This window comes from Aquamicrobium zhengzhouense (assembly GCF_016124105.1).
Lineage (GTDB): Bacteria > Pseudomonadota > Alphaproteobacteria > Rhizobiales > Rhizobiaceae > Aerobium > Aerobium zhengzhouense.
In genome coordinates this window covers 1-24,577 of record NZ_JADGMQ010000023.1, presented here as the reverse complement: position 1 = coordinate 24,577, position 24,577 = coordinate 1, and the positions used below count along the sequence as shown (strand labels likewise).

The window sequence follows — 24,577 nt, the reverse complement described above, 5'->3', positions numbered from 1 at the left end:
TCCCCCTCAAGGGGGGAGAGGAGGTGGCATCTTGGGTTTCGCCGATTTGTTACGTCGCAAGCTGCGCGGATCGTCAGCCACTGCTGATCTCCCCCCTTGAGGGGGAGAGGGCCGGGAGGCCAGAGGGGGGCGCTTCCGCGACCTCGCGCAGGAGAATTCACCATGGCTGATCGTTCGTTTCTCTCCTGGCCGTTCTTCGACGATCACCATCGCGCGCATGCGCAAAAGCTTGAGGCTTGGTGCGAGGCTCATCTGCCGGTAGATCATGGCGACGTTGACGCTGCCTGCCGAAAACTCGTGGCTTCCCTTGGCGAGGCGGGTTTGTTGCTGCCGACGGCGATTGATCCGGCTGATCCGAAGCCGCTCGACGTGCGCACTCTGTGCCTGTCGCGCGAGACTTTGGCGCGGCATGATGGGCTGGCGGATTTTGCCTTTGCGATGCAGGGGCTGGGCACTGGCGCGATCAGTCTGTTTGGCTCGCCCGAGCAGAAGCAGTGGCTGGAGAAGACCCGCACTGGCAAGGCGATTTCGGCCTTTGTGCTGACCGAGCCGCGTTCGGGTTCGGACCTTGCCAATATGGAAATGACGGCAACGCGTGATGGCGGCGATTATGTGCTGTCGGGCGAAAAGACCTGGATTTCAAACGGCGGCATTGCCGACCTTTATTGCGTCTTTGCCCGCACCGGCGAAGCGCCTGGGGCGAAGGGGCTGTCAGCGTTTCTGGTACCGGCGGATACGCCGGGGATGATCATTGCCGAGCGACTGGAGACGATTGCGCCGCATCCTTTGGCGCGCCTCGTGTTCGATGATCTGCGCCTGCCCGCCTCCGCCATGATCGGCAAGCCGGGTGACGGGTTCAAGATTGCGATGTCGGTGCTGGATGTCTTCCGCTCGACGGTAGGCGCGGCTGCGCTTGGCTTTGCGCGGCGGGCGCTCGATGAAACGCTGTCGCGCGTCGCCAATCGACAGCTCTTCGGTGCGCCTCTGTTTGATCTGCAGATGGTGCAGGGCAACGTCGCCGAGATGGCACTCGACGTCGATGCTTCGGCGCTACTCGTCTATCGCGCCGCCTGGACCAAGGATTCCGGCGCGCCGCGTGTGACACGCGAGGCCGCAATGGCCAAACTTCACGCCACCGATCGCGCCCAAAGCGTCATCGACAAGGCGGTTCAATTGCATGGCGGCGACGGTGTGAGAAAGGGGCACATCGTCGAGAGCCTTTATCGCGAAATCCGGGCACTCCGCATCTATGAGGGCGCATCAGACGTCCAGAAGGTGGTGATCGCCCGGCAGACAATGGGAGCCTGACGACATGAGCCAGTTCGGCAGCCAATGCGGCTGCATTTTTGAAGAAGGTTGGCGGTTAGCGGGGACGGTTGGGCGCAAAGGCACCCCCACCCCTTACCCCTCCCCACAAGAGGGAAGGGAAAATGGAGAGGCCCTGCTAAGCATTGATAGGCGGGGGGCGTTGGGGCGGAGATGGGCGGAGGGCACGGTGCGTGGCAGTCCCCCCACCTCTTACCCCTCCCCACAGGCGGGAGGGGAATTTGGAAGAGTAACTGCTCTAGGAAGACGCCACGAAGCGTCGCGGCATCTCAGAATCCCCGTCCCCCTTGTGGGGAGGGGCACGGGGTGGGGGTTGCCTGGCGCGGGCGTCTCCGGCGGAGAGCCGGGGTTGCATTACGCGAACGTCTCAGTCGGAGGGCTCGCGTGATGCTGGGGCCTTCTGCGCATGTGGATACGTTTAGCCGGGACAATCTTCCGCCGTTCGATCAGTGGCCGGACTTGCCACAGGTGGGGTTTGAGTATCCGGATTACATCAATTGCGGCGTCGAGCTGACCGATCGGTTGGTGGAAAAGGGTTTTGGCGATCGCACGGCGTTGATCGGCAATGGGCGGCGGCGGACGTACAAGGAACTCGCCGACTGGACCAATCGGCTGGCGCGGGCGCTGGTTGAAAATTACGGCGTCACGCCGGGAAACCGCGTCCTGATCCGCTCGCCCAACAATCCGGCCATGGTCGCGTGTTGGCTCGCCGCGACGAAGGCGGGGGCGGTTGTCGTCAACACGATGCCGATGTTGCGGGCGGGTGAATTGACCAAGATCGTCGACAAGGCGGAAATCTCGCTGGCGCTGTGCGACACGCGTATCAAGGACGAGTTGATCGCATGCGCCAAGGACAGCCGCTTCCTCAAGCAAGTGATCGGCTTTGACGGCACGGCCAATCACGATGCCGAGCTCGATCGTGTCGCGCTCGACAAGCCGGTGACGTTTGAGGCGGTGAAGACCGGACGCGATGATGTCTGCCTGCTGGGCTTCACCTCGGGTACGACCGGCATTCCCAAAGCGACGATGCACTTTCATCGCGATGTGCTGATCATTGCCGATGGCTATGCCAAGGAAGTGCTGAACGTCACGCCGGATGACGTGTTTGTCGGCTCACCGCCGCTGGCTTTTACCTTCGGCCTTGGTGGTCTGGCCGTGTTCCCGCTGCGCTTTGGGGCGGCGGCGACTTTGCTCGAAAGCGCGACGCCGCCGAACATGATCGAGATCATCGAAAAATATCGCGCGACGATCTCGTTTACCGCGCCCACCGCCTATCGCGCGATGATGAAGGCGATGGATGAAGGTGCGGATTTGTCGTCGCTGCGCATCGCGGTGTCGGCGGGCGAGACGCTGCCCGCGCCAGTCTATGAGGAATGGACGCGCAAGACTGGCAAGCCGATCCTTGATGGGATCGGGGCGACGGAGATGCTCCATATCTTCATCACCAATCGGCTGGATGATCGCGCGCCGGGTTCTACCGGCAAGGCGGTGAGCGGCTACGAAGCAAAAATCGTTGATGAGGACATGAACGAATTGCCGCGGGGCGAGGTTGGACGGCTGGCCGTGCGGGGGCCGACGGGCTGCCGTTATCTCGACGACGATCGCCAGAAGGACTATGTGCGCGACGGCTGGAACCTGACGGGCGATTCCTTCACCCACGATACGGACGGGCATTTTCACTTTGCCGCGCGATCCGACGACATGATCCTGTCGGCTGGCTACAACATTGCCGGACCTGAGGTCGAAGCTGCGCTGCTGTCGCATGAGCTCGTCGCAGAATGCGCCGTCATCGGTGCTCCAGATGAGGAGCGCGGACAGATTGTCGAGGCTTACATCGTGCTTGCGAACGGGGCTGATGGCGATGAGGAAACCATTCGCCTCCTGCAAGCGCATGTGAAGGCGATGATCGCACCGTACAAATATCCGCGCTCGGTGCGCTTCGTCGAGACGCTGCCAAAAACACAAACCGGAAAGATCCAGCGCTTCCGCCTTCGGGACGCAGCGTCAAGTTGAGGCTGGACAAGGGGAACATGGCTGCATACAGCCCAACAAAAATACCGCCGCATACTGGCAATGCAGCCAATTTTTGATCATCGTGTGGGACCCAGAGGGTGCCAGAACAACGGGAGTTGAGGAATGAAGAAATTTCTAGCCGCAAGCGTTGCCGCGCTTGCCATCAGCGTCGCCGGGGTGGCCGCCGCTGATCCGATCAAGGTTGGCGTCATCACCACGCTTTCGGGCGGCGGCGCAGGTCTTGGCGTTGATGCACGCGACGGCTTCCTGCTGGCGCTGAAGAACGCCGGCGATGCAGCCAAGGACATCGAAGTTGTGGTCGAAGACGATGGCCAGAAGCCGGAACTCGCCGTCCAGATCGCCGACAAGATGATCCAGTCGGATCAGGTCGACATTCTCACCGGCATCATCTGGTCGAACCTTGCCATGGCCGTCGTGCCGAGCGCGGTTGCGCAGGACAAGTTCTACCTTTCGGTCAATGCAGGCCCCTCGCCGCTTGCCGGCTCGCAGTGCCATGCCAACTATTTCAACGTCGCCTACCAGAACGACAATTTCCATGAAGCGATGGGCCAGTACGCCAACGAGACGTACAAGAAGACCGTCATCATGGCGCCGAACTACCCGGCGGGCACCGACTCGTTGACCGGCTTCAAGCGCTACTACAAGCAGGAACTTGCTGGCGAGATCTACACGCAGGTCGGCCAGACCGACTACGCAGCCGAGATCGCGCAGATCCGCGCATCGGGTGCGGACTCGCTGTTCATCTTCCTGCCGGGCGGCATGGGCATCTCGTTCATGAAGCAGTACGCGCAGTCGGGCGTTGAAATTCCGGTCATCGGACCTGGCTTCTCGTTCTCACAGGACGTTCTGCCGGCGATCGGCGATGCAGCGCTTGGCGTGAAGAACTCGGCTTCGTGGTCGCAGGACGTCGACAATGAAGCGTCGAAGAAGTTCGTCGAAACCTTCCAGGCTGAGTATGGCCGTCTGCCGTCGATCTATGCCGCACAGGCATACGACACCGGTAGCCTGATCGTTTCGGCTGCTGGCAAGGCAAGCGTCAAGGACGCCGACGCGTTCCGCACCGCGCTGAAGGCTGCCGAGTTCGAGTCGGTTCGTGGCAAGTTCTCGTTCAACACCAACAACCACCCGATCCAGGACATCTATGTCCGCGAAGTGATCAAGGATGGTGACGTGCTGACCAACAAGATCATCGCCACCGCCTTCACCGACCACGGCGATGCCTATGCAGAGCAGTGCGCGCTGAAGTAGGCGAAAGCTTACGAGCGCTTCTTCTCCCCGCTGGCGGGGAGAAGGTCCCGGCAGGGGGATGAGGGGCTGATGCCCACTTCGCCAAGAAGTGGATGCGTTGACGCTGCCCCTCACCCGACCCTTCGGGCCATCCTCTCCCGTAAACGGGGCGAGGGACCATCGGCTACGGCAATCTTTTCACGGCGAACGCTCGAGCTTCACCTTGCAAACCGCGCTCTTCATTGAACAGCTTCTGAACGGGCTTCAGCTCGGGGTTATGCTGTTTCTCATGGCCGCAGGGTTGACGCTGATTTTTGGTGTCATGGGCCTGATCAATCTGGCCCACGGCTCGCTCTATATGGTCGGGGCATTCGCGTGCGCGACCGTCGCAGCCTATACCGGCTCGTTCTGGCTCGGCTTGATTGCAAGCCTTGCAGCCGCCGCAGCCGCCGGCGCAATCATCGAAATTCTGGTAATCAGGCGGCTCTACGAGCGCGATCACCTTGATCAGGTGCTGGCGACCTTTGCGCTGATCCTCGTCTTTTCTGAAGGCACGCGCTGGCTGTTTGGCTCGTTCCCGCTCTATCTCGACATTCCACCGCTCTTGCAGGGCACCGTCCCGCTGCCGGGCGGCTCGCGCTACCAGCTCTATCGCCTTGCCATCATCGGTGTGGGCGTTGCGGTCGCGGTTGGGCTTTTCCTTCTGATCACCCGCACGCGGCTTGGCATGCGCATTCGCGCCGGTGAATCCGACCGCGAGATGATCGGGGCGCTCGGCGTCGATATCCGCACGCTCTACACCATCGTTTTTGCGCTGGGTGCTGCGCTCGCAGGTCTTGCCGGGGCGATGGTTGGTGCGCTGCAATCGGTGCAGGTTGGCATGGGTGAACCGGCGCTGATACTCGCCTTCGTCGTGATCGTCATTGGCGGTATTGGCTCTATCAGGGGCGCGCTGGTTGGCGCTGTCATCGTCGGCGTCGTCGACACGATGGGCCGTTTCTTGTTGCCGCAAATCTTTGGGCTGTTCATGAATGCCTCGCAGGCCGGCATTGTCGGCGGCGCGCTGGCTTCCATGCTGATCTATATCGTGATGGCCGTGGTGCTGGCGGTTCGCCCGCAGGGCCTCTTCCCGGCTGCGAAAGGGTAAGATGATGAACCTTTCGCGCGAAAACTGGGTTTCCCTTCTCCTCCTCGCCCTTCTGCTTGCGCTGCCTTATGCGGCGATAAAGTTCGGCAATCCGTTCTATGTGACGCTTGCCACCCGCATGGCGATCCTTGGCCTTGCCGCCGTTGGCCTCAACATTGCGCTTGGCCTTGGCGGGCTGGTCTCATTTGGCCATGCCGCGTTCTTTGGCATTGGCGGCTATGTCGCCGGTATTCTGGCAAGTCACGCCATGTCGATGCAGCCGCTGAATTTTGGCCTGTTCACGCTGCCGGGATCGAACCAGATGCCGACGATCTGGCTGTTTGCGATGCTGGTTGGTGGCCTGTTGGCGGCGGCGATCGGCACGATCTCGCTGCGCACATCCGGCGTCTATTTCATCATGATCACGCTCGCCTTCGCGCAGATGACCTTCTACTTCGCGATCTCGTGGCCCGCTTATGGCGGCGAGGACGGGCTGTCGATCCTGATGCGCAACCAGTTCCCCGGCTTCAACACGATGGTGCCGCTGAATTTCTTCCTGATCTGCTACGGCGTTCTCGTTGCCGCGCTGATCCTGTTTGCGCTGATCAAGAATTCGCGCTTCGGTGCTGCGCTTCAAGCGGCGCGCCAGAACGAGGTGCGTGTGGCGTCGGTCGGTATCGCGCCGTTCCGCATTCGGCTCGTGGCCTTCGTTCTTTCGGGCATGATCGTTGCGCTTGCCGGTGCGCTCTATGCCGATCTCAACCGCTTCGTCAGCCCGTCAATGCTGTCCTGGCACATGTCCGGCGAATTCATCGTGCTGATCATCCTTGGCGGTGTCGGGCGTCTTGCCGGACCCGTTGCCGGTGCGATGCTGTTCGTGATGTTCGAGTTCCTGCTCGGCGGGCTCACCGAGCGCTGGCAGTTCTTCCTTGGGCTCGTGCTCCTTGGCGTCGTTCTCTTCGCACGCGGTGGCCTTGTCGGACTTCTGGCTGGGAGGCAGCGCCATGGTTGAGGCCATTCTCGACATCAAGGATTTGCGCAAATCCTTCGGCGCGCTGAAGGCAACCGATGGCGTGACGCTCGACCTTCGTCCCGGTGAAATCCACGCGCTGATCGGGCCGAACGGGGCTGGAAAGTCGACGCTGATCCACCAGATCGCCGGCACGCTGAAGCCGGATACCGGTGACATCCATTTCCTCGGCGAGCGCGTGAACCATCTTGGCGTTGCCGAACGTGCGCGAAAGGGGCTTGGCCGCTCGTTTCAGGTCTCATCGCTCGCGCCGGAATTTTCGGCCCTGCGCAATGTGATGCTGGCGGTGCAGTCAAAGCAGGGTTCCAGCTTCCGCTTCTTCAAGCCGGTGATGCACGACAAGAGCCTGACAGAACCTGCCATGGCAGCGCTCGAACGCGTAGGCCTGAAAGACCGCGCCAATGTTCCCGCCGCAGAATTATCGCATGGCGAGCGCCGTCAGCTCGAAATCGCCATCGCGCTGGCGCTCGATTCCAAGGCGTTTCTGCTCGATGAACCAATGGCCGGTATGGGCCCGGAAGGCTCGCGCCAGCTGACCGCCTTTTTGGATGGCTTGCGACAGGAAGCGCCGATCCTGCTCGTCGAGCACGACATGGACGCCGTGTTTGCACTGGCCGACCGGATCTCGGTGCTGGTTTACGGCCGCATCATTGCCTCGGGCAGCGTCGACGACATCCGCAACGACCCGGAAGTGCGCCGTGCGTATCTGGGAGACCCGGCATGATGGCTGGGCAGCGTGAAATCTTGAGCGGGGGTTACCCCCACCCCTCACCCCTCCCCACAAGGGGGAGGGGAAACTTTGAGGTTGCGTTTCGCTTATCGAGGCGTGGTGGCTGGCTGAGCTTCACAGAATACCCCTCCCCCTTGTGGGGAGGGGTACGGGGTGGGGGTGTTGCCGTGCGCGAAGTGAACCGGACTGAGGCCCGCCATGCTGCTTGAATTAAAAGGTCTCGAAACCTTCTATGGGGCGAGCCAGGCTTTGTTTGGGGTGGAGCTGGACGTTGCCGAGGGTGAGGTTGTGGCGCTGATGGGCCGCAACGGGATGGGCAAGACGACGACGATCCGCTCGATCATGGCGCTGACACCGGCTAAGAGCGGCAGCGTGCGCTTTGGCGGCAAAGAGATCCGCACCATGGCCCCGTACAAGATCGCTCGGCTGGGACTGGGCCTGGTTCCGGAAGGGCGTCGATGCTTTTCGAACCTGACCGTTGCAGAAAATCTGATCGCCGCCGCGCGGCCGGGGCGCTGGAACATCGCCGAGATCAATCGCCTGTTTCCGCGCCTTGCCGAGCGCCGCGACCAGATGGCGAAGACACTGTCGGGCGGCGAGCAGCAAATGCTGGCGATCGGGCGCGCGCTGATGACCAATCCGAGCCTTCTGATCCTCGATGAAGCGACGGAAGGGCTGGCACCTGTGATCCGCAACGACATCTGGGCGGTCATCCGAACATTGAAGGCAGAAGGCCAGTCGATCCTGATCGTCGACAAGACGCTGTCGGAGCTTTTGCCCTGCGCCGACCGCTGCTTCGTTCTCGAAAAGGGCGCAACCGTCTGGCGCGGCAAGCCAGAACAACTCACCCCTGAAATTCAGGATCGTTATCTCGGCGTATGACGCCTTTTGGAGGAGCAGGCGAGCCCTGCTTGTCGGAGGAGAAACCATGACTGAATGCCCGCACCAGATACTGCATCCGGCCAACTGGAAAAAGGCATCGGGCTATGCCAACGGGATCCTTGCTGAAGGCAAGACCGTCTGGATCGGCGGACAGATCGGCTGGGATGGACAGCAAGTGTTCGAGGAAAAGGAACTTCCGGGCCAAATCCGGCAAGCCTTGCAGAACATCATCGACATCCTGAGCGAAGCCGAAGGCCGTCCCGAACATATCGTCCGTCTGACCTGGTACGTCACCGACAAGAGCGACTATCTCGCCAATCTCAAGGGGGTGGGTGAAGCCTACCGCGCTGTCATGGGCAAACACTTCCCCGCCATGACCATGGTGCAGGTTGCAGATCTGATCGAGGACGAGGCGAAGGTCGAGATCGAGGCGACAGCGGTTATCCCGGCGTGATCCTTTAACCAAGAAAGCCGTCGACTCATCGCGACCCAGCGCCTATCTCAAGGCTCAGCCGCTACCAAGGCCAGGCAAAAGAGGCGCTCAACGCATGAAACTCGACATCAAAACCGACTTCACCCAGCTGCCCCGGGCAGAGAGCTTCTTGCGCGCGGACAAGGTTCCGGCTGACGCTGCTGCCGCCCTGGGCGTCATTGCCCTTGCCCATGACGAGCGGCAATTGCGGCGCAAGGTGCTGCAGACGACTGACGGCCAAAAGATCCTGGTGGATCTGCTCGAGGCAGTTGAACTGCGCTCCGGTGACCGGCTGGTGCTTGAGGATCGCAGGACGGTCGAAATTGCTGATGCGGACGAGGAACTGCTTGAAATAAGCGGGCGTGATCTTCCGCATCTTCTTGCGCTTTCCTGGGCGCTTGGCAGCCAGCAGGTCGCCATGGATGCCAGCGCAGAACGCATCCTGATCCTGCGCAATGGAGAGATCGGAGAGAAGCTGCGTCACCTTGGAGCGCAGCTGATCGAGGTCTCGGGATCGTTTCACCCGCTGCCGGCGACACAAGCCAGACAGGGCCATATGGCGGCACATCATCACGATCATGCCCACCATCACGATCATGGACCGAATTGCGGATGCGGCCATCATCACTGAGGCAGTGCAAGCCTCACTTTCCTCGCTGCTGACCCTGCGATAAGCTCGCTCCTTGGCTCTGGGAGGACGAGATGAGCATTACCCGACTTAACGCGCCAGTCAGCGGCAATCTTCCTTTCTACGAGCAACGCATCGATCTCGCCGCCGCCTTTCGCTGGGCCGCGCGAATGAACATGCATGAGGCGGTCGCGAACCATTTCTCGCTTGCCGTCGACGATGCAGGAACAAGGTTGCTGATCAACCCGAACCAGATGCATTTTTCACGCATCAAGGCGAGCGATCTGCTGCTGATCGATGCAAATGATCCTGACACGATGAAGCGCGCCGATGCACCGGACCCGACCGCATGGGGGCTTCATGGCGCGATCCATCGCAACTGCCCGCATGCGCGCTGCGTCATGCACGTTCATTCGGTGCACGCGACTGTCCTCGCCTCGCTTGCCGATTCCAGACTGCTGCCGGTCGATCAGAATTCAGCGATGTTCTTCAACCGTGTCGTCATCGACGAACATTATGGTGGTCTGGCGTTCGAAGATGAGGGCGAACGCTGCTCAAGGCTGCTCAGCGAGCCGAAGGTCAAAGTCATGGTGATGGGCAATCATGGCGTGCTCGTCATAGGCGAGACGGTCGGCGACACGTTCGACCGCCTCTATTATTTCGAACGCGCGTGCGAGACCTACATCAAGGCGCTGTGGACCGGAAAACCCCTGCGCATATTGTCAGACGAGGTTGCCGAGACCGTCGCAAGGCAAAACGACAATTATCCCGTCGACAACGCCCAGCGCCATTTGCAGGAACTGAAGGCGATCCTCGACGAGGAAGGTTCGAATTATCGCAACTGATCGGCTATGCGCCCGCGAGCGAGGCGCGCGGCAGATAATATTCGATCAGCTCTTCCATGTGGGCGTCGCGTGCCTTTGCACTTTCGCCACCCATCACAATCGCAACAATGCGGCGGCCTCCGCGCCCGACGGAGGTGGCGAGATTGAAGCCTGATGCGCGGATGTAGCCCGTCTTCAGGCCATCGACACCGGCGACACGTCCAAGCAGATTGTTGTGCCCGCGAATGACCTTCCCGGCGTAGGAAAACTCACGATTGCCGAAATAGTGATAGTGGTGGGGAAAGCGCTTGCGCAACGACATGGCGAGGATCGCCATATCGTAGGCGGTGGTCCGCTGCCCCTCATCCGGCAGACCGGAGGCGTTGCGAAAGACTGTCGATTGCATGCCAAGCGAGCGTGCCTTGGCGGTCATCATGGCGGCAAAACGATCTTCGCTGCCGCCCAGATGCTCGCCGATCGCAGCCGCCACATCATTGGCCGAGCGGACGGAGAGCGCGAGGATAGCCGTGCGCACGTCGATGCTTTGTCCGGCTTTCAGCCCGATTTTCGACGGCGGCCTTTTTGCTGCATAGGCCGATACCGGGATCTCGTCCTGCGGTCCGATACGTCCCTCATCCATCGCCTCAAACAGCATGTAGAGGGTCATCATCTTCGTCAGCGATGCCGGATAGCGAAGATCGCGGGCATTCTCCTGGAAGAGAACTCTTCCATTATTCGTATCGACGACGATTGCCGCGTATTTTTCCGATGAAAGCGGCGTAACCGCCGATTGCATCACGGATTGCGTCGTACAGGCTGAAAGTGCAACCAGCACGAAGAACAGGGAGAGGATACGCACAGCTGCGATCCTTGCGGCATTGACTGCGACTTCCACCATCCCACCCGTGCTGAATCAAAAAATTCGACGCTCATCATGCCGCAGCTTGTAGTTGTCGACAACCACCGCAATTGTGCGCCGAAGCTGTGTTGGCGCCGTGCATGAAGCCTTCTTGTCGACGGCACGGTTGCAATCGGGTAATTCTCCGCAATCACAAGCAAGGATGGTGGGGATGGATTTTGTTCCGCTGATTGACGCTATCGGGGAGCCAGCCGTGGCTGTGCTTGGCGGAGCTGTGCTCGGATTGGTGTTTGGCATTGCCGCACAGCGCAGTGGCTTCTGCACCAGAGCAGCTGTCATTCACGCAACACGCGACGGCAATCTCCGCTCACTTGCGGTCTGGGCAGCTGGCTTTGCCACTGCAATTTTCCTCGTCCAGCTGGCAATTTTCAGCGGAAATCTATCGACGGTCGAGACCCGCTTCTTCTCGACAGCGCAGAGCCTGTCCGGGGCATTGATTGGCGGCTTGCTGTTTGGCGTCGGCATGGCGCTGGCGCGTGGATGCGTCTCGCGCCTCACAGTTCTCGCTGCCTCCGGAAATATGCGCGCGATCTTCTCACTGATCGTGATGACCTTTGTCGGGTGGGCGACCTATGCCGGTGTGCTCATTCCGGCGCGAGACGCTGTCGCCACGCTCTATTCAACAGCATCGATCGGCAGCAACGAGGTGCTGGCGCAGCTTGGCGCGGGACGTTCTGGCGGTGTCATGATCGGGGCCGTGTTGCTTGCCGCGGCCCTCGGCCTCGCAACTCTCGCCCGGGCCTCCATCGGGCGCGTCATTGGTGGCGCTGCAGTGGGGATCGCGGTCGCGGGGGGCTGGCTCTTTACCTACGAGCTTTCATCACAGGTCTTTGACCCGATCGCGATTGAAAGCCTGTCCTATATCCGCCCCTACGCCTCGACGCTGATGCTGGCGCTCGGTCGTACCGAGACTGTCGGAATGGACCAGGGGCTCTTGATCGGGACGCTCGCCGGTGCAGCGGTCGCGGCGATAGCTTCGCGGGAGTTCAGGATCGCCACATTCGCAGAACCCGGCGTTCCGTCGATCTGGCGCTACGCGATAGGAGCGGCTCTGATGGGATTTGGCGGCATTCTTGCCGTGGGTTGCACCGTTGGCGCAGGCCTGACGGGAGGCTCCGTCCTGGCCGTATCATCGCTCATCGCACTGTGTGCGATGGCGTTTGGCGCGGCGGTGACCGATCGTGTCGTCGACGCCGCGCCAAAAACTGCCAATTAGGCGGAAGGCTGCTTGGTCTTACGCAGATAAGGCAGGACCGTCTCGAACGAGCCGAAGCGCTTGATCGCATCTTCATTGGACACAGCAGCGGTGATGATGACGTCGTCGCCCTGCTTCCAGTTGGCCGGGGTGGCAACCTGGTGCTTCGAGGTCAGCTGGATCGAATCGATCGCGCGCAGGATCTCATCGAAGTTGCGGCCAGTGGTCATCGGGTAGGTGAGGATCAGCTTGATCTTCTTGTCCGGGCCAATGACATAGACCGAACGCACAGTGGCGTTGTCGGCCGGGGTGCGCCCCTCGGACGAGTCGCCCGCGCCTGCCGGAAGCATGTCGTACAGCTTGGCAACCTTGAGATCGCTATCACCGATCAGCGGATAATCGACCGAGAAGCCGGTTGCGACGCGGATATCGTCCTTCCAGCGTGCGTGGTCGGAAACCGGGTCAACCGAAATACCGATCAGCTTGACGTTGCGCTTGCGGAATTCTTCCTCAAGGCCCGCCATCGTACCAAGCTCGGTGGTGCAGACCGGCGTAAAGTTCTTCGGATGAGAGACGAACACGCCCCAGCTATCGCCGAGCCATTCGTGGAAGTTGATCGTGCCTTTAGTGGTCTCTGCGGTAAAATCCGGGGCGGTATCATTAATGCGAAGGCCCATGACGGTTCTCCTTGAAATATCGCGCGAAGTTCGCGTTGTAGAAATATGTGGCGGCAATCATATGACAATGCGAAGGAATATCGAGACATCCCTTCGCATTGTGTCTGTAGTCGCGCAAATATAATCCCGAATGCCCTGCGTATGCAAAATTAATTTGCCCGGCATTCGTCCAGGAGCGTCAGCCGTCCTGTCAGCTGCGCTTCGGCTTTTTAGCGGCCCAGCCTGGTTTTGCAGCCGGAGCCGCCTTGCCTGGCTTCTTCGCCCACGGCTTGCGTGCCGGTCCATCGGCTGAAGGTCCATCAAAGGGCTTGCGCTCCTGCCAGCCTTCCTTGCGCGGACCACGGCTGTCGCCAAAAGCACGCTTTTGCTTCCATTCCGGCTTTGGACCACGTTCGCCATGAGGCGCGCGATCTGCATAGCCTGAACGACCAGCCGAGCGGCTGAAATCCGGAGCGCCGTTCATGCGAGAAATGGTAATGCCGTTCTGGAGTTCCCCCGCCTTGCCAACTGACTTTTCAAACCCATCGGCGCGCGCAGCAGCGATCTGAACATAAGTTTCTTCCGGCTGCATCTTGATCGCGCCGATTTCCGCCTTGGTGATCTTGCCGACGCGGCACAGCAGCGGGATCAGCCAGCGCGGCTCCGCGCTTTGGCGGCGGCCGGCTGAAATGGTGAACCAGACGCTTTCGCCAAACTCCTCGCGGGGAGCGGCCGGCTCGCGGCGTTCGCCACGATCCGTCGGCGCGCTGAAGACGGAGAGTTCGATCAATTCCTCTGGCGCAGAGCGGCCGGATCGCCATTGGCGAACAAAGGCAGCGGCGATCCGATCGGCGCCATAGGTCTCGATCAGCGCGGCAACGGCCTCGGCCTCTTCTTCGCCGACAGCCCCCTGCAGCAGGGGATCGGACATCATGCGCTCATCGTCACGCTTCGAAACTTCATCGGCTGACGGCGGACTGGTCCACTCGGCGACGATCTTCGCATTTTGCAGCAGACGATCAGCCTTGCGGCGCAGATTCGTCGGGACAATCAGGGCGCTGACGCCCTTGCGGCCGGCTCGGCCCGTACGGCCCGAGCGGTGCAGCAAGGTATCCGGATTGGTCGGAAGGTCGGCGTGCACGACGAGGTCAAGGTGCGGCAGGTCAATACCACGCGCGGCAACGTCGGTTGCGATGCACACTTTGGCGCGACCATCGCGCATCGCCTGAAGAGCATGCATGCGCTCGTTCTGGCTCAGTTCGCCCGACAGTGCGACGACCTGGAAACCGCGATTGTTGAAGCGGGCCATCAGATGATTGACCGCAGCTCTTGTCGAGCAGAACACCAGCGCATTGCGCGCATCGTAATAGCGCAGCACGTTGATGATCGCGTTTTCGCGGTCGCTCGGCGCCACCGTCAGCGCACGGTACTCGATGTCGACATGCTGCTTGCGCTCGGACGCAGTCGAGACGCGAACGGCGTCACGCTGATAATTCTTCGCCATCTTCTCGATCGCTGGCGGAACCGTTGCCGAGAACAGCAAGGTGCGACGATCTTCAGGGGCCGATTCCAGGATGAATTCGAGATCTTCACGAAAGCCGAGATCGAGCATTTCGTCTGCTTCATCGAGCACCACGGCGCGCATCTGCGACATATCGAGACCGCCGCGCGTGATGTGGTCGCGCAGACGTCCGGGCGTGCCGACGACGATGTGTGCGCCACGCTCGAGAGCGCGACGTTCGGTGCGCATATCCATGCCACCAACGCAGGAGGCGATCACCGCCCCGGTTTCAGCGTAGAGCCATTCCAGCTCGCGGCGCACCTGCTGTGCCAGTTCACGGGTCGGAGCAACGGCAAGTGCATAGGGAAGCTCGGCCCGGCCGAACCGTTCGCTCTCGCCGAGCACGGTCGGGGCAATTGCCAGCCCAAAAGCTACAGTCTTGCCCGAACCCGTCTGTGCCGAGACGAGGACGTCGCTTCCGGCCAGCTCAGGCGCGATCACCGCTTTCTGTACGGGGGTCAGATCGGCATAGCCGCGCGTCGCCAAAGCGGCAGCAAGGGCCGGAACGATGCCTTCAATTTGAGTCATTGTGCGAATGTCTTTCGGAATTTGCGCGAGGCAGCAATCGATACAATCGATGCCATGCCGTTTAATCGAGCACGCGCCATGCGAGCTTTTAATTCGCATGGCGCAAAAAGTATATAGGCCTCAGCGGGAAACGCCGAAGCCGCGTTTCAGTTGCGTACCTGATAGTCCTTGATTGCAGCGAAGCTGATCGCCTTCCAGCGCTCTGCCTCATAGTTAAGGCCGAATTCGTGCTGGGCAAGGAACACCGGATCCCCATCAAGGTCACGGGCGATATCGCCACGATGGGTCTCAATGAAGCGATCGAGATCAGCATCTGAACCTGCCGAGATCCAGCGGCAGACCGAAAAGCGCGCAACTTCGAAGTCGACCGGAAGGCCGTATTCGATGCTGAGACGTTCCTTGAGGACGTCGAGCTGCAGCGCGCCGACCACGCCGACGATGGCCGGAGAACCATCTTCGGGGGTGAAGAGCTGAACGACGCCTTCCTCGGCCATCTGCTGCAGGGCTTCTCTCAGCTTCTTTGCCTTCATCGGATCGCCGAGGCGAACGCGACGGAGGATTTCAGCTGCAAAGTTCGGCACGCCGCGGAAGACGATGTCCTCGCCTTCGGTCAAGGTGTCACCGATGCGCAAGGTGCCATGGTTCGGAATGCCCACGACGTCACCCGGATAGGCTTCATCGGCGGTCGAGCGCGAGCGTGCGAAGAAGAATTGCGGTGCCGTCAGCGGAACCGCCTTTCCGGTGCGGACAAGCTTTGCCTTCATGCCGCGCTGCAAGGTTCCGGAGCAGACACGGACGAAAGCAATGCGGTCCCGGTGATTGGGGTCCATATTCGCCTGAATTTTGAAGACGAACGAGGTCATCTTCTCTTCAGTCGCCTCGACCGTACGGCTGTCGGCTTCTTGCGCGCGCGGCGCGGGAGCCCATTCGCCCAGCGCTTCAATCAGATCGCGAACACCGTAATTGCGCAGCGCCGAACCGAAGAAGACCGGAGTCAGATGGCCTTCACGATAGGACTGAAGATCGAAGGGCCGGCATGCCTCGCGGGCGAGGTCTGTCTCTTCGATGAACTGTTCGCGCTCGTTCTGGGGCAGCAGACCTGCCGCCCAGTTGGAATCCGGACCGTTGACCTTGGTCCGCTCTTCTTCCGAATCGCCACGGCGAACGGCGTTCTCGGCAAGATGGTACGTGCCAGCGAAGCTCTTCCCCTGCCCGATCGGCCAGGTGATCGGCGCTGTGTCCAGCGCCAGCTTCTGTTCGATCTCGTCAAGGATCTCGTAGGTGTTGCGCGCCTCACGGTCCATCTTGTTGACGAAGGTGATGATCGGAATGTCGCGCATGCGGCAGACTTCGAAAAGCTTGAGCGTACGCGGCTCAATACCTCTCGCAGCGTCCACCACCATCACAGCGGAGTCCACCGCCGACAAGGTACGGTAGGTGTCGTCCGCAAAGTCTTCGTGACCCGGTGTATCGAGCAGGTTGAAGACGTTGCCGCCATATTCGAAGGTCATCACCGAAGTGACGACCGAAATGCCGCGTTCGCGTTCGATCTTCATCCAGTCAGAGCGCGTCTGGATCTTGTCCTTCTTCGCCTTGACCTCGCCGGCAAGCTGGATGGCACCACCGAACAGCAGTAGCTTCTCGGTGAGGGTGGTCTTACCCGCGTCGGGGTGGGCGATGATCGCGAAGGTGCGGCGGCGCGACACCGCGTCGGTTATGGTTTCGGCCATTCGATGAAATCCCTGAGGTGGGCGGCTTATACAAAGTGCTGCCGCCCATGTCGAATAAAGATTGCCTCAGCGAGGCCGAACGGCTCAGGCACTCATTTCAAGTGCCCGCGCTTGCTGCGGCTCAAACGGGCGTACCAGCACATTCCGGTCAGTGACTTCAACGAAGCTGGCGGCCGGGATCGCTTCGAATGAAGGATCGCTGCGGTCGAACGGTTCGGAGACGAGGCACCGACCAGTCCCGCCGCGCAGGGTGCCTGCGTAGAGCGTTGGCACATGGCCTGATGTCGCATAGCGGATCGCATAAAGCCGTTCGCCATCGGAGAACGCCGCCGTGAGCTTCAGATCCGGCTCGATCATCGCATGTTCGCTGGCCTCGATGACCCGCGAAACAGCACGCGAGGCTGCGCCTTGCGGATCGCTGGCCAGCCCTTCCGCCATCATCAGCAGGAAGATGAGCTCGGAATCGGTCGAACCATGTCTTTGCTCGTACAGATGATCCGGCAAGCTGGCTTCCAGCCGCCGCCTCACCCGCTCAAACCCGCCGATCTGGCCATTATGCATGAAGGACCAGCGCCCGGAGACGAAGGGATGACAATTGTCGCGGCTGGTAGCGCCGCTAGTCGATGCCCGAACATGGGCGAGGAAGAGCGGCGAGCTGATCTGGCCGCACAGGCTCTTCAGATTGCAGTCCGACCAGGCGGGCAGCACGTCGCGGTAACGGCCCGGCTCGTCGCGCGCCCCATACCAGGCAATGCCAAACCCGTCGCCATTGGTCGCAGTCTTGCCCTCAAGGGCATGATGACTTTGCGCGATCAAGGAGTGGCACGGAGACGTAACGATGTCTTCGAGAAATACAGGCTCGCCCAAATACGCCGCCCAACGGCACATCGTCTTCCTCCCAGCCCTTACAGCAAGATCATCTTGCGCTGCGCGACTTGCGAAAACGAAATCTAACCGCAGACGCGACAAGAAACTCTGAACGAAACTTCCTTGATGAAAAAATAGCCCACGCTGTCGCTCCGCAGCAACAGGGGAACGGGTCTGGCGCTGCGGCGGACGCTCGACGAATTGACGCCAAGCCAAAGGAGCGCCATAGCAACGGCCATGAACACGAACTCTTCCCCCGACACAACTCCCCTTATCGGCATTGTGCGCCTTCCCGACGCTGAAGGCCTCGACCTGCCGCAATACGAGACACCGGGCGCCGCCGGGATTGACCTGCGCGCTGCGGTCCCGGTTGATCGTCCGCTTCTGCTGCTTCCGGGCAAGCGTGCGCTGGTTCCCACCGGCCTCGTCTTCGAGATCCCGGAAGGCTTCGAAGGACAAGTGCGCCCTCGCTCGGGCCTCGCCTTCAAGCATGGCATTACCTGCCTCAACACGCCGGGAACGATCGATTCCGACTATCGCGGCGAGGTACGCGTCCTTCTGATCAACCATGGCGATGAAGAGTTCCTGATCGAACGCGGCATGCGCATTGCGCAGCTGGTCATCGCGCCGGTCACGCAAGCTCTCCTGGAAGAGCGCAGCCTTGCCGGTTCAACCGAACGCGGCAGTGGCGGCTTTGGCTCGACGGGGACGGCATGAGCATGCGCCCTTCCCTCGTCATCTTCGACTGCGACGGCGTTCTGGTAGACACCGAGACGACGGCCAACAACGTGCTGTGCCGCTGGCTGACGGAAGCCGGATATCCAGTCACCTACGAAGACTGCCGCAAACGTTTTGCCGGGCGCAGCATGCCCAGCGTTCAGGCGGAGATTGAAGCCGAAGGACATTTGCTCGGCTTCCACCTGATGGATCGCTGGTATTCCGAGATCAACCAGATCTTCAGCCAGGGCGTTGAGGCCATCCCTCACATCGAGGAGGTGCTCGCCGCGCTGCGCGATGCGGGTATTCCCTGGTGTGTCGCCTCATCGGCCAAGATCGAGAAGATGCATCTGACCCTCGGCACCACCGGGCTCATCGATCATTTCCGCGACGTGCTGTACAGCGCGACGATGGTTCCGCGCGGCAAGCCGTTCCCGGACCTGTTTCTGCATGCCGCGCGCGAAATGGGCCATGCGCCGGAAAATTGTGTCGTGATCGAAGACAGCGTCTGGGGCACGCAGGCCGGAATTGCTGCCGGAATGCGCGTCTTCTCCTATCATGGCGACCCACATTCAGACCGCGAGGGTCTGGCGGCAGCAGGCGGTGTCCTGTTCGATGACATGCGTGACCTGCCCCGCCTCCTCGCCATCGCCTAGGCGATCAACTCTGCGAAACTTGAGAGAACCAAACCTTCGGACAGGCGTTTTCGCTGTCCGGAGGCACTGCTTCGCGCCCATTCCACCTTGTGGTTCGGCCGCTGAGTAGCGGATCAGTCTCGCGGCCGGGCGAGGCGGCGCAGGCGCCATGATGGCTGCCGCGCCGCTCTTGCCGCGCAACCTTCCCAAACCAGCATCCGCTCCTGTTTTCTGCCACGCTCGCGCCTCGTTGCTGCTGGTCCAGCAAATAACGATTGGATTCTTCCACTCAACCTCTAAAACTAACGCACCGGTCGCCAGACGTTTCGAGGAGGAAATGCTGCGGCCAGCAGATCATTTGGGAGGAACTGCATGAAACATCTGACCCGGAACTTGCTTGCTGCAGGTGCCATGGCCCTTTCCGTCGGACTGACGGCAGGCAGCGCCAAGGCGCAGGAATTCATCAACGTGCTCACCGGCGGAACCTCGGGCGTCTATTACCCGCTCGGCGTCGCGCTGTCCGAAATTTACGGCCAGGGCATTGAGGGAGCCCGCGCTCAGGTTCAGGCAACGAAGGCATCGGTTGAAAACCTCAACCTGCTCCAGGCCGGGCGAGGCGAAATCGCCTTTACCCTCGGCGACTCCCTGCGCGATGGTTGGGAAGGCAACACGGAAGCAGGCTTTCCGGGCAAGCTCGACAAGCTGCGTGGCATAGCGGCGATCTATCCGAACTATGTCCAGATCGTTGCCTCCAAGGAATCCGGTATCACTTCGCTCGAAGAGCTGAAGGGCAAGAGCCTGTCGGTCGGCGCACCGGCATCCGGAACCGAACTCAACGCCCGCGCGATCTTCACTGCCGCGGGCCTCACCTATCAGGATCTTGGCAAACTCGAATATCTGCCATTCGCGGAATCGGTCGAACTGATCAAGAATCGCCAGCTGGATTCCACACTGCAGTCGGCTGGCCTTGGCGTTGCCTCGCTGCGTGACCTTGCAACGTCGGTTCCGATCAACGTCGTCGCCGTGTCACCAGAAATCGTCGAAAAGATCGGCGCGCCATTCGTGGCCGTGACCATCCCGGCCGGCACCTATGAAGGCCAGACCGAAGACGTCCCGACCGCCGCCGTCGGCAACTTCCTCGTCAGCCATGAAGGCGTTTCGGAGGAGACCGCCTACCAGATGACCAAGCTGATGTTCGAGAACCTCGACAAGATGGTCGCCTCGCACGCCGCGGCCAAGGCAATCGACGTCCAGAAGGCGATCGAAGGAATGCCGCTGCCGCTGCATCCTGGCGCAGAGCGCTATTACCGCGAAGTCGGCGTGCTCAAATAAGCCTCGCGACTGAAATGACACCCCTTCGGCCGTTGCACGAGGCAGCGCCGAGGGGGTTTTCGACTCGACACCCGGCGGGGAGGCAAGGGGAATTATGAGCGCTTCACATACGGGAGCAGGCGAGCATCAACTCGATATCCCGCATTCGGCGGAGGAGCCGATCGAGGGCCTGCCAGCAGGCTTTGGCAAGGGCATTCTCGGCAAAGCGGCATTCTGGATCGCCTTTGCCTTCTCGCTGTTCCAGCTCTGGTCAGCCGCTTACGGCACGCTCCCCAGTCAGGTCGTGCGGGCCATGCATGTCGGCTTCCTGCTGCTGCTGGGGTTCGCGCTTCTTGGCAACCTCGTCGCCAAAACCAGAAGCGGAACGGCCTGGTTCTGGGCGCTCGGCATTCTGGGCTTCCTCACCGGCGTCTACCAGTGGGTGAACTATGTCCCGCTCATCCATCGCTCCGGTTTTCTGACCACCACCGACCTGGTGGTTGGCTCGATCATGCTGGTGCTCGTCTTTGAGGGCGCACGGCGCCTGATGGGCCTGCCGCTGACGATCATTGCCGGTATCTTCCTGGCGTATTGTTTTTTCGGTCAGTATCTGCCCGCGCCGTTTATCCATCGCGGCTATCCGACCGACATGATCATTGAGCATTTTGCCTTCGGCACCGAAGGCATTTACGGCACGCCGATCTATGTCTCGGCCGCCTATATCTTCATCTTCGTCGTGTTTGCGGCCTTCCTTGAACGCGCGGGAATGCTGGCGCTGTTCAATGATTTCGCGCTTGGCCTTGTCGGCCACTGGCGCGGCGGCCCGGCACAGGTCTGCGTCCTGTCTTCGGCGCTGATGGGTACGATCTCGGGTTCGGGCGTTGCCAATGTCGTGGCGTCCGGCCAGTTCACCATTCCGCTGATGAAAAGATTCGGCTTCCGCTCTGCCTTTGCCGGCGGTGTAGAGGCGACCTCATCGATGGGGGGGCAGATCATGCCGCCGGTGATGGGCGCGGTTGCCTTCATCATGGCGGAAACGCTGAACGTACCTTATGTCGACGTCGTGAAGGCCGCGCTCATCCCAGCGGTGCTCTATTTCGGCGTCTGCTTCTGGATGGTGCATCTGGAAGCTGGCAAGGCGGGACTTGGCGGTCTCGACAAGGCAAAGCTTCCCGATCCGTGGAAAGCCGTGCGCCAGCATTGGCCGCTGGTGCTGCCGCTTGGCATGCTCGTTTATCTGCTCTTTGCCGGTTACACGCCGATCTTCGCGGGCACGATGGGTCTTGCCTTGATCGTGGTCCTCATTCTCGGCACCCCGATCGCAGCCCTGATCGGCCCGTTCGCCTTCCGCATGGTGTTCTGGATCACACTTGGACTTGCTGCGGCGATGTTCATGAAGTTCGGCGTCAACATCCTGATGCTGGTGATCGGCACGCTGATCGCAGGGTGCCTGTTCTTCAAGGGCGGCCATGAGACGCTGGCGATCTGCCGCGATTCTCTGGCGGAAGGCGCGAAAAACGCGCTCCCTGTCGGCATCGCCTGCGCCATCGTCGGCATCGTCATCGGCACGCTGACGCTGACCGGCATCGCCTCGACCTTCATCGGCGCGATCATCCGCGTCGGCGAGAGCAATCTGTTCCTGTCGCTGGTGCTGACGATGATCACCTGCCTCATTCTCGGCATGGGTATCCCGACGATCCCGAATTACATCATCACCTCGTCGCTCGCTGGCCCTGCCCTTCTGGAACTTGGTGTACCGCTTCTCGTCAGCCACATGTTTGTCTTCTATTTCGGCATTCTGGCGGATTTGACGCCGCCCGTGGCTCTCGCCTGCTTTGCGGCAGCACCCATGGCCAAGACATCTGGCTTAAAAATATCATTACAGGCCACCAAGCTCGCGACGGCCGGGTTTGTCGTTCCTTTCATGGCGGTCTACACCCCGGCGCTGATGCTGCAGGATGGCGGACCGATGGCCGAGAATTATGGCTACTGGGTCGAGGTCGCCTATGTCCTCTTCAAGGCCTGCGCCGGCATCGCGCTTTGGGGTATGGCGGTGGTCGGTCACCTCTTCGGCAAGGCGCTCTGGTGGGAGCGGATCGCAGCCTTCGCGGCAGGCGTTCTGATGATCCTGTACCTGCCGATGACCGATGAGGCAGGTTTCGTCCTCGGCCTGATCGTCGTGATCGCCCACTGGCTGCGCGTGCGCCGGATCAAGCGAGAGGAAGCCGCCGCCTGATGGCACTCTGTATCCTCGCAGGAGCAAAGACGGTCGCATTGGCCGTCTCTGCCTTTTCCTTGTCGTGGACGCATTCGGTCGAGAAAATTACCTGGCAGGAGAACTGGCAGGTGACACCGGCAGGCCTTGAACTGATCGAGGCACGGGTGAAGGGATCCGGCGCCGGGATGGAGCCTCCCGAAGATGCCGTGCTGCAGGATGGCTGGTGGGTCTACCGACCGAAGGTCCCGGCCCTGAAAAAGCTTTCGCTTGCTTCATCAGGCGCAACCTCTTCCGGCTGGACGATCTGCGCGGAAGGAAAGTGCCTGAGCGTCGGCGACACGGCAGGCGAAGCCGTGCTTCTTGAGCCGTGCAGGCAAGACGGCTAGCGGTAGCTTGTTTCGCGCGCCCTTGCACTGGCAGGTCCCGGCCCGCGCATATAATGGCGCTCAGGCCGATAGCTCGGTGCAAAAAACTCGCGCACGGCGACGATGTATTTGACGATGTGAACCCAGATACGCATGACGCAAGGTCCTAAAACTAGCCAGTGCCTTCCCGTTCCTTCAAGCTTTAGCAAAGCCACATGAATAAGCCGTGAACGCAACGTTAATAACTGCGCCGAGAACGGCTGTTCGGCGGCTGAATTGCGGTTGATTCGTGGCGCAGGCGCGCGGTGGGCACCACGCGCTCAACATGTTGCTTTTGTACAACAAGCGCGGCTCTAGCGATCTTCGAAACCGGTGAGCACTCCGACCGCATTAATGCCGATTTCCTCAACCGCATATCCGCCTTCCATGACGAACAAAGTCGGCAAGCGAAGGCGCGCGATCTCACGCCCAATTTTCGGATAATCATCGCTGACAAGCTTGAACTGACTGATCGGATCGCGCTCGAATGTGTCGACGCCGAGAGAGACGATCAGCACATCAGGGGTGTAGTCGCTGACGAGCTTGAAGCCGCGCTCCAGCGCTTTCGACCATCCGGACCAATCCGTGCCGCGCGCCATCGGCAGATTGTGGTTGAACCCCTCGCCCGCGCCTTCACCACCCTCATCCGCATGACCGAGGAAGTGCGGGTATTCGAACAAGGGATCTGCGTGAAGGTTAACGACCTGCACGTCGCTGCGGCGGTAGAAGATTTCCTGGGTGCCGTTGCCGTGGTGATAATCGACATCGAGGATCGAAACGCGCTTTGCGCCTTGATCGAGGAACCACTGGGCGGCCACTGCTGCATTGTTGATGAAGCAATAGCCGCCGGCAAAATTTGAGCCTGCATGGTGGCCGGGCGGGCGGCACAGCGCAAACGCTGCCGGTTCGCCCGACTCGACCAGTGAGGCAGCGCTCAGGGCGCTGTCATGCGAGGAGCGAACCGCATCCCAGGTGCCCGCAACGAAGGTGGCTCCGGCATCAAAGGCGTAAAACCCGATCTTTCCCTCGATGCTGGTCGGCACCACATCGGCCCGCAGCGCACGCGTCGGCCAGACATAGGGCATCGCCGTTCCCGACCGACCCGCGGCAAGCCATTCCGGATAGACGCTCTCGAGGAACTCGAGATAGGCAGGATCGTGCACCTTGCGCGCGGTCTCGAGGCCATGGGCCTGCGGCTCGACAATGGGTCCCAGCCCGACGGCCTCGATGCGGGCACGAATGAACTCTGCCCGCGACGGCTTTTCGTAAGCCGGCACGATCTCGTTGGTATCAAGCTCCACATTGCCCGAATGCCCGGCATGGCGCGGCGAAAAGACGGTCTTCATCAACAGCTCCTCAATGTGCATTGAGACGTAACGGAAGATGGGATCGGGTCAAGCTGGCAGGAGCGTGCGGAGGGGGAAGCCCTGCCCAGACGCCCCCTCCGCCCCTTCGGGGCACCTTGTAAGTTAAATCCCGCCGCATCTGCTATCATTGTTGGTGCGGTGGCGGATGCGAGGCCGCAGCCACCTGGGGACACCAAGCCCGTGGGGGAGC

Annotated in this window: 23 protein-coding genes; 16 read left to right on the top strand and 7 right to left on the bottom strand. The window is 60.9% G+C overall.

The window, feature by feature from the left end; genetic code table 11:
• Positions 1 to 162 precede the first annotated feature (162 nt).
• The 10 genes from IOD40_RS19270 (at position 163) to IOD40_RS19225 (ending at position 10,300) form a co-directional block, all read left to right on the top strand.
• Positions 163 to 1,308 (top strand): acyl-CoA dehydrogenase family protein, encoded by a 1,146-nt coding sequence (locus tag IOD40_RS19270; RefSeq protein ID WP_198478331.1) that lies wholly within the window; start codon positions 163 to 165, stop codon positions 1,306 to 1,308.
• Positions 1,309 to 1,713: 405 nt separating this feature from the next.
• A complete protein-coding gene (locus IOD40_RS19265; protein WP_198478330.1) occupies positions 1,714 to 3,339 on the top strand; it encodes an AMP-binding protein in 1,626 nt (541 codons plus the stop codon).
• 123 nt (positions 3,340 to 3,462) lie between these two features.
• The gene (locus IOD40_RS19260) at positions 3,463 to 4,608 is read left to right on the top strand and encodes an ABC transporter substrate-binding protein (RefSeq protein ID WP_198478329.1); all 1,146 of its coding nucleotides are present in this window, start codon (positions 3,463 to 3,465) and stop codon (positions 4,606 to 4,608) included.
• 202 nt (positions 4,609 to 4,810) lie between these two features.
• A complete protein-coding gene (locus tag IOD40_RS19255) occupies positions 4,811 to 5,734 on the top strand; it encodes a branched-chain amino acid ABC transporter permease (protein WP_198478328.1) in 924 nt (307 codons plus the stop codon).
• 1 nt (position 5,735) lies between these two features.
• Complete coding sequence (locus IOD40_RS19250; RefSeq protein ID WP_198478327.1) at positions 5,736 to 6,725, top strand: branched-chain amino acid ABC transporter permease; 990 nt, start codon at positions 5,736 to 5,738, stop codon at positions 6,723 to 6,725.
• Entirely contained in the window at positions 6,718 to 7,467 is a 750-nt protein-coding gene (locus tag IOD40_RS19245) for an ABC transporter ATP-binding protein (RefSeq protein WP_198478326.1), read from the top strand. The genes IOD40_RS19250 and IOD40_RS19245 overlap by 8 nt, the downstream gene beginning before the upstream one ends.
• A gap of 204 nt (positions 7,468 to 7,671) precedes the next feature.
• Positions 7,672 to 8,355, top strand: coding sequence for an ABC transporter ATP-binding protein (locus IOD40_RS19240; RefSeq protein WP_198478325.1), 684 nt, complete (start codon positions 7,672 to 7,674; stop codon positions 8,353 to 8,355).
• 46 nt (positions 8,356 to 8,401) lie between these two features.
• A complete protein-coding gene (locus IOD40_RS19235; RefSeq protein ID WP_198478324.1) occupies positions 8,402 to 8,809 on the top strand; it encodes a RidA family protein in 408 nt (135 codons plus the stop codon).
• Positions 8,810 to 8,903: 94 nt separating this feature from the next.
• Complete coding sequence (locus tag IOD40_RS19230) at positions 8,904 to 9,458, top strand: urease accessory protein UreE (RefSeq protein WP_198478323.1); 555 nt, start codon at positions 8,904 to 8,906, stop codon at positions 9,456 to 9,458.
• Positions 9,459 to 9,529: 71 nt separating this feature from the next.
• Positions 9,530 to 10,300, top strand: a complete 771-nt coding sequence (locus tag IOD40_RS19225; RefSeq protein WP_198478322.1) for a class II aldolase and adducin N-terminal domain-containing protein — start codon at positions 9,530 to 9,532, stop codon at positions 10,298 to 10,300.
• 4 nt (positions 10,301 to 10,304) lie between these two features.
• Here the strand turns inward: IOD40_RS19225 and IOD40_RS19220 are convergent, their stop codons facing one another.
• Positions 10,305 to 11,177: a D-alanyl-D-alanine carboxypeptidase family protein gene (locus tag IOD40_RS19220; RefSeq protein WP_198478321.1), complete on the bottom strand. Its 873-nt coding sequence runs from the start codon at positions 11,175 to 11,177 to the stop codon at positions 10,305 to 10,307.
• Positions 11,178 to 11,349: 172 nt separating this feature from the next.
• Here IOD40_RS19220 and IOD40_RS19215 point away from each other — a divergent pair, with 172 nt between their 5' ends.
• On the top strand, positions 11,350 to 12,414 hold the full coding sequence (locus IOD40_RS19215; protein ID WP_198478320.1) for a YeeE/YedE thiosulfate transporter family protein: 1,065 nt from the start codon (positions 11,350 to 11,352) through the stop codon (positions 12,412 to 12,414).
• On the opposite strand, the gene IOD40_RS19210 is transcribed toward IOD40_RS19215, so the two are convergent.
• The 4 genes from IOD40_RS19210 to IOD40_RS19195 all read right to left on the bottom strand — a co-directional run bounded on the left by IOD40_RS19210 (position 12,411) and on the right by IOD40_RS19195 (position 17,756).
• Positions 12,411 to 13,070, bottom strand: a complete 660-nt coding sequence (locus IOD40_RS19210; protein WP_198478319.1) for a peroxiredoxin — start codon at positions 13,068 to 13,070, stop codon at positions 12,411 to 12,413. The genes IOD40_RS19215 and IOD40_RS19210 overlap by 4 nt on opposite strands.
• Positions 13,071 to 13,260: 190 nt before the next feature.
• Entirely contained in the window at positions 13,261 to 15,138 is a 1,878-nt protein-coding gene (locus IOD40_RS19205) for a DEAD/DEAH box helicase (protein ID WP_198478318.1), read from the bottom strand.
• 146 nt (positions 15,139 to 15,284) lie between these two features.
• The gene (locus tag IOD40_RS19200) at positions 15,285 to 16,868 is read right to left on the bottom strand and encodes a peptide chain release factor 3 (RefSeq protein WP_198478317.1); all 1,584 of its coding nucleotides are present in this window, start codon (positions 16,866 to 16,868) and stop codon (positions 15,285 to 15,287) included.
• An 84-nt stretch (positions 16,869 to 16,952) separates the two neighbouring features.
• On the bottom strand, positions 16,953 to 17,756 hold the full coding sequence (locus IOD40_RS19195; protein WP_198478316.1) for a class II glutamine amidotransferase: 804 nt from the start codon (positions 17,754 to 17,756) through the stop codon (positions 16,953 to 16,955).
• A gap of 216 nt (positions 17,757 to 17,972) precedes the next feature.
• On the opposite strand from IOD40_RS19195, the gene dut reads away from it, so the two are divergent.
• The 5 genes from dut (at position 17,973) to IOD40_RS19170 (ending at position 23,002) form a co-directional block, all read left to right on the top strand.
• Complete coding sequence (gene dut, locus IOD40_RS19190) at positions 17,973 to 18,452, top strand: dUTP diphosphatase (protein WP_198478315.1); 480 nt, start codon at positions 17,973 to 17,975, stop codon at positions 18,450 to 18,452.
• Positions 18,453 to 18,454: 2 nt separating this feature from the next.
• A complete protein-coding gene (locus tag IOD40_RS19185; protein ID WP_198478354.1) occupies positions 18,455 to 19,108 on the top strand; it encodes an HAD family hydrolase in 654 nt (217 codons plus the stop codon).
• 351 nt (positions 19,109 to 19,459) lie between these two features.
• The gene (locus tag IOD40_RS19180; RefSeq protein WP_198478314.1) at positions 19,460 to 20,419 is read left to right on the top strand and encodes a TAXI family TRAP transporter solute-binding subunit; all 960 of its coding nucleotides are present in this window, start codon (positions 19,460 to 19,462) and stop codon (positions 20,417 to 20,419) included.
• Between the two features lie 94 nt (positions 20,420 to 20,513).
• Positions 20,514 to 22,634 carry a TRAP transporter permease gene (locus IOD40_RS19175; RefSeq protein WP_198478313.1) on the top strand — a complete coding sequence of 707 codons (2,121 nt, stop codon included), beginning with the start codon at positions 20,514 to 20,516 and terminating at the stop codon, positions 22,632 to 22,634.
• Positions 22,634 to 23,002 (top strand): DUF1850 domain-containing protein, encoded by a 369-nt coding sequence (locus IOD40_RS19170; RefSeq protein ID WP_198478312.1) that lies wholly within the window; start codon positions 22,634 to 22,636, stop codon positions 23,000 to 23,002. Before IOD40_RS19175 ends, IOD40_RS19170 begins: the two co-directional genes overlap by 1 nt.
• Here IOD40_RS19170 and IOD40_RS19165 read toward each other — a convergent pair.
• Both IOD40_RS19165 and IOD40_RS19160 read right to left on the bottom strand, forming a co-directional pair.
• Positions 22,999 to 23,136: a hypothetical protein gene (locus tag IOD40_RS19165; RefSeq protein ID WP_198478311.1), complete on the bottom strand. Its 138-nt coding sequence runs from the start codon at positions 23,134 to 23,136 to the stop codon at positions 22,999 to 23,001. The two genes, IOD40_RS19170 and IOD40_RS19165, sit on opposite strands and share 4 nt — an antisense overlap.
• Before the next feature lie 198 nt (positions 23,137 to 23,334).
• Positions 23,335 to 24,366 (bottom strand): histone deacetylase family protein, encoded by a 1,032-nt coding sequence (locus IOD40_RS19160; protein ID WP_198478310.1) that lies wholly within the window; start codon positions 24,364 to 24,366, stop codon positions 23,335 to 23,337.
• Between the last annotated feature and the right edge of the window lie 211 nt (positions 24,367 to 24,577).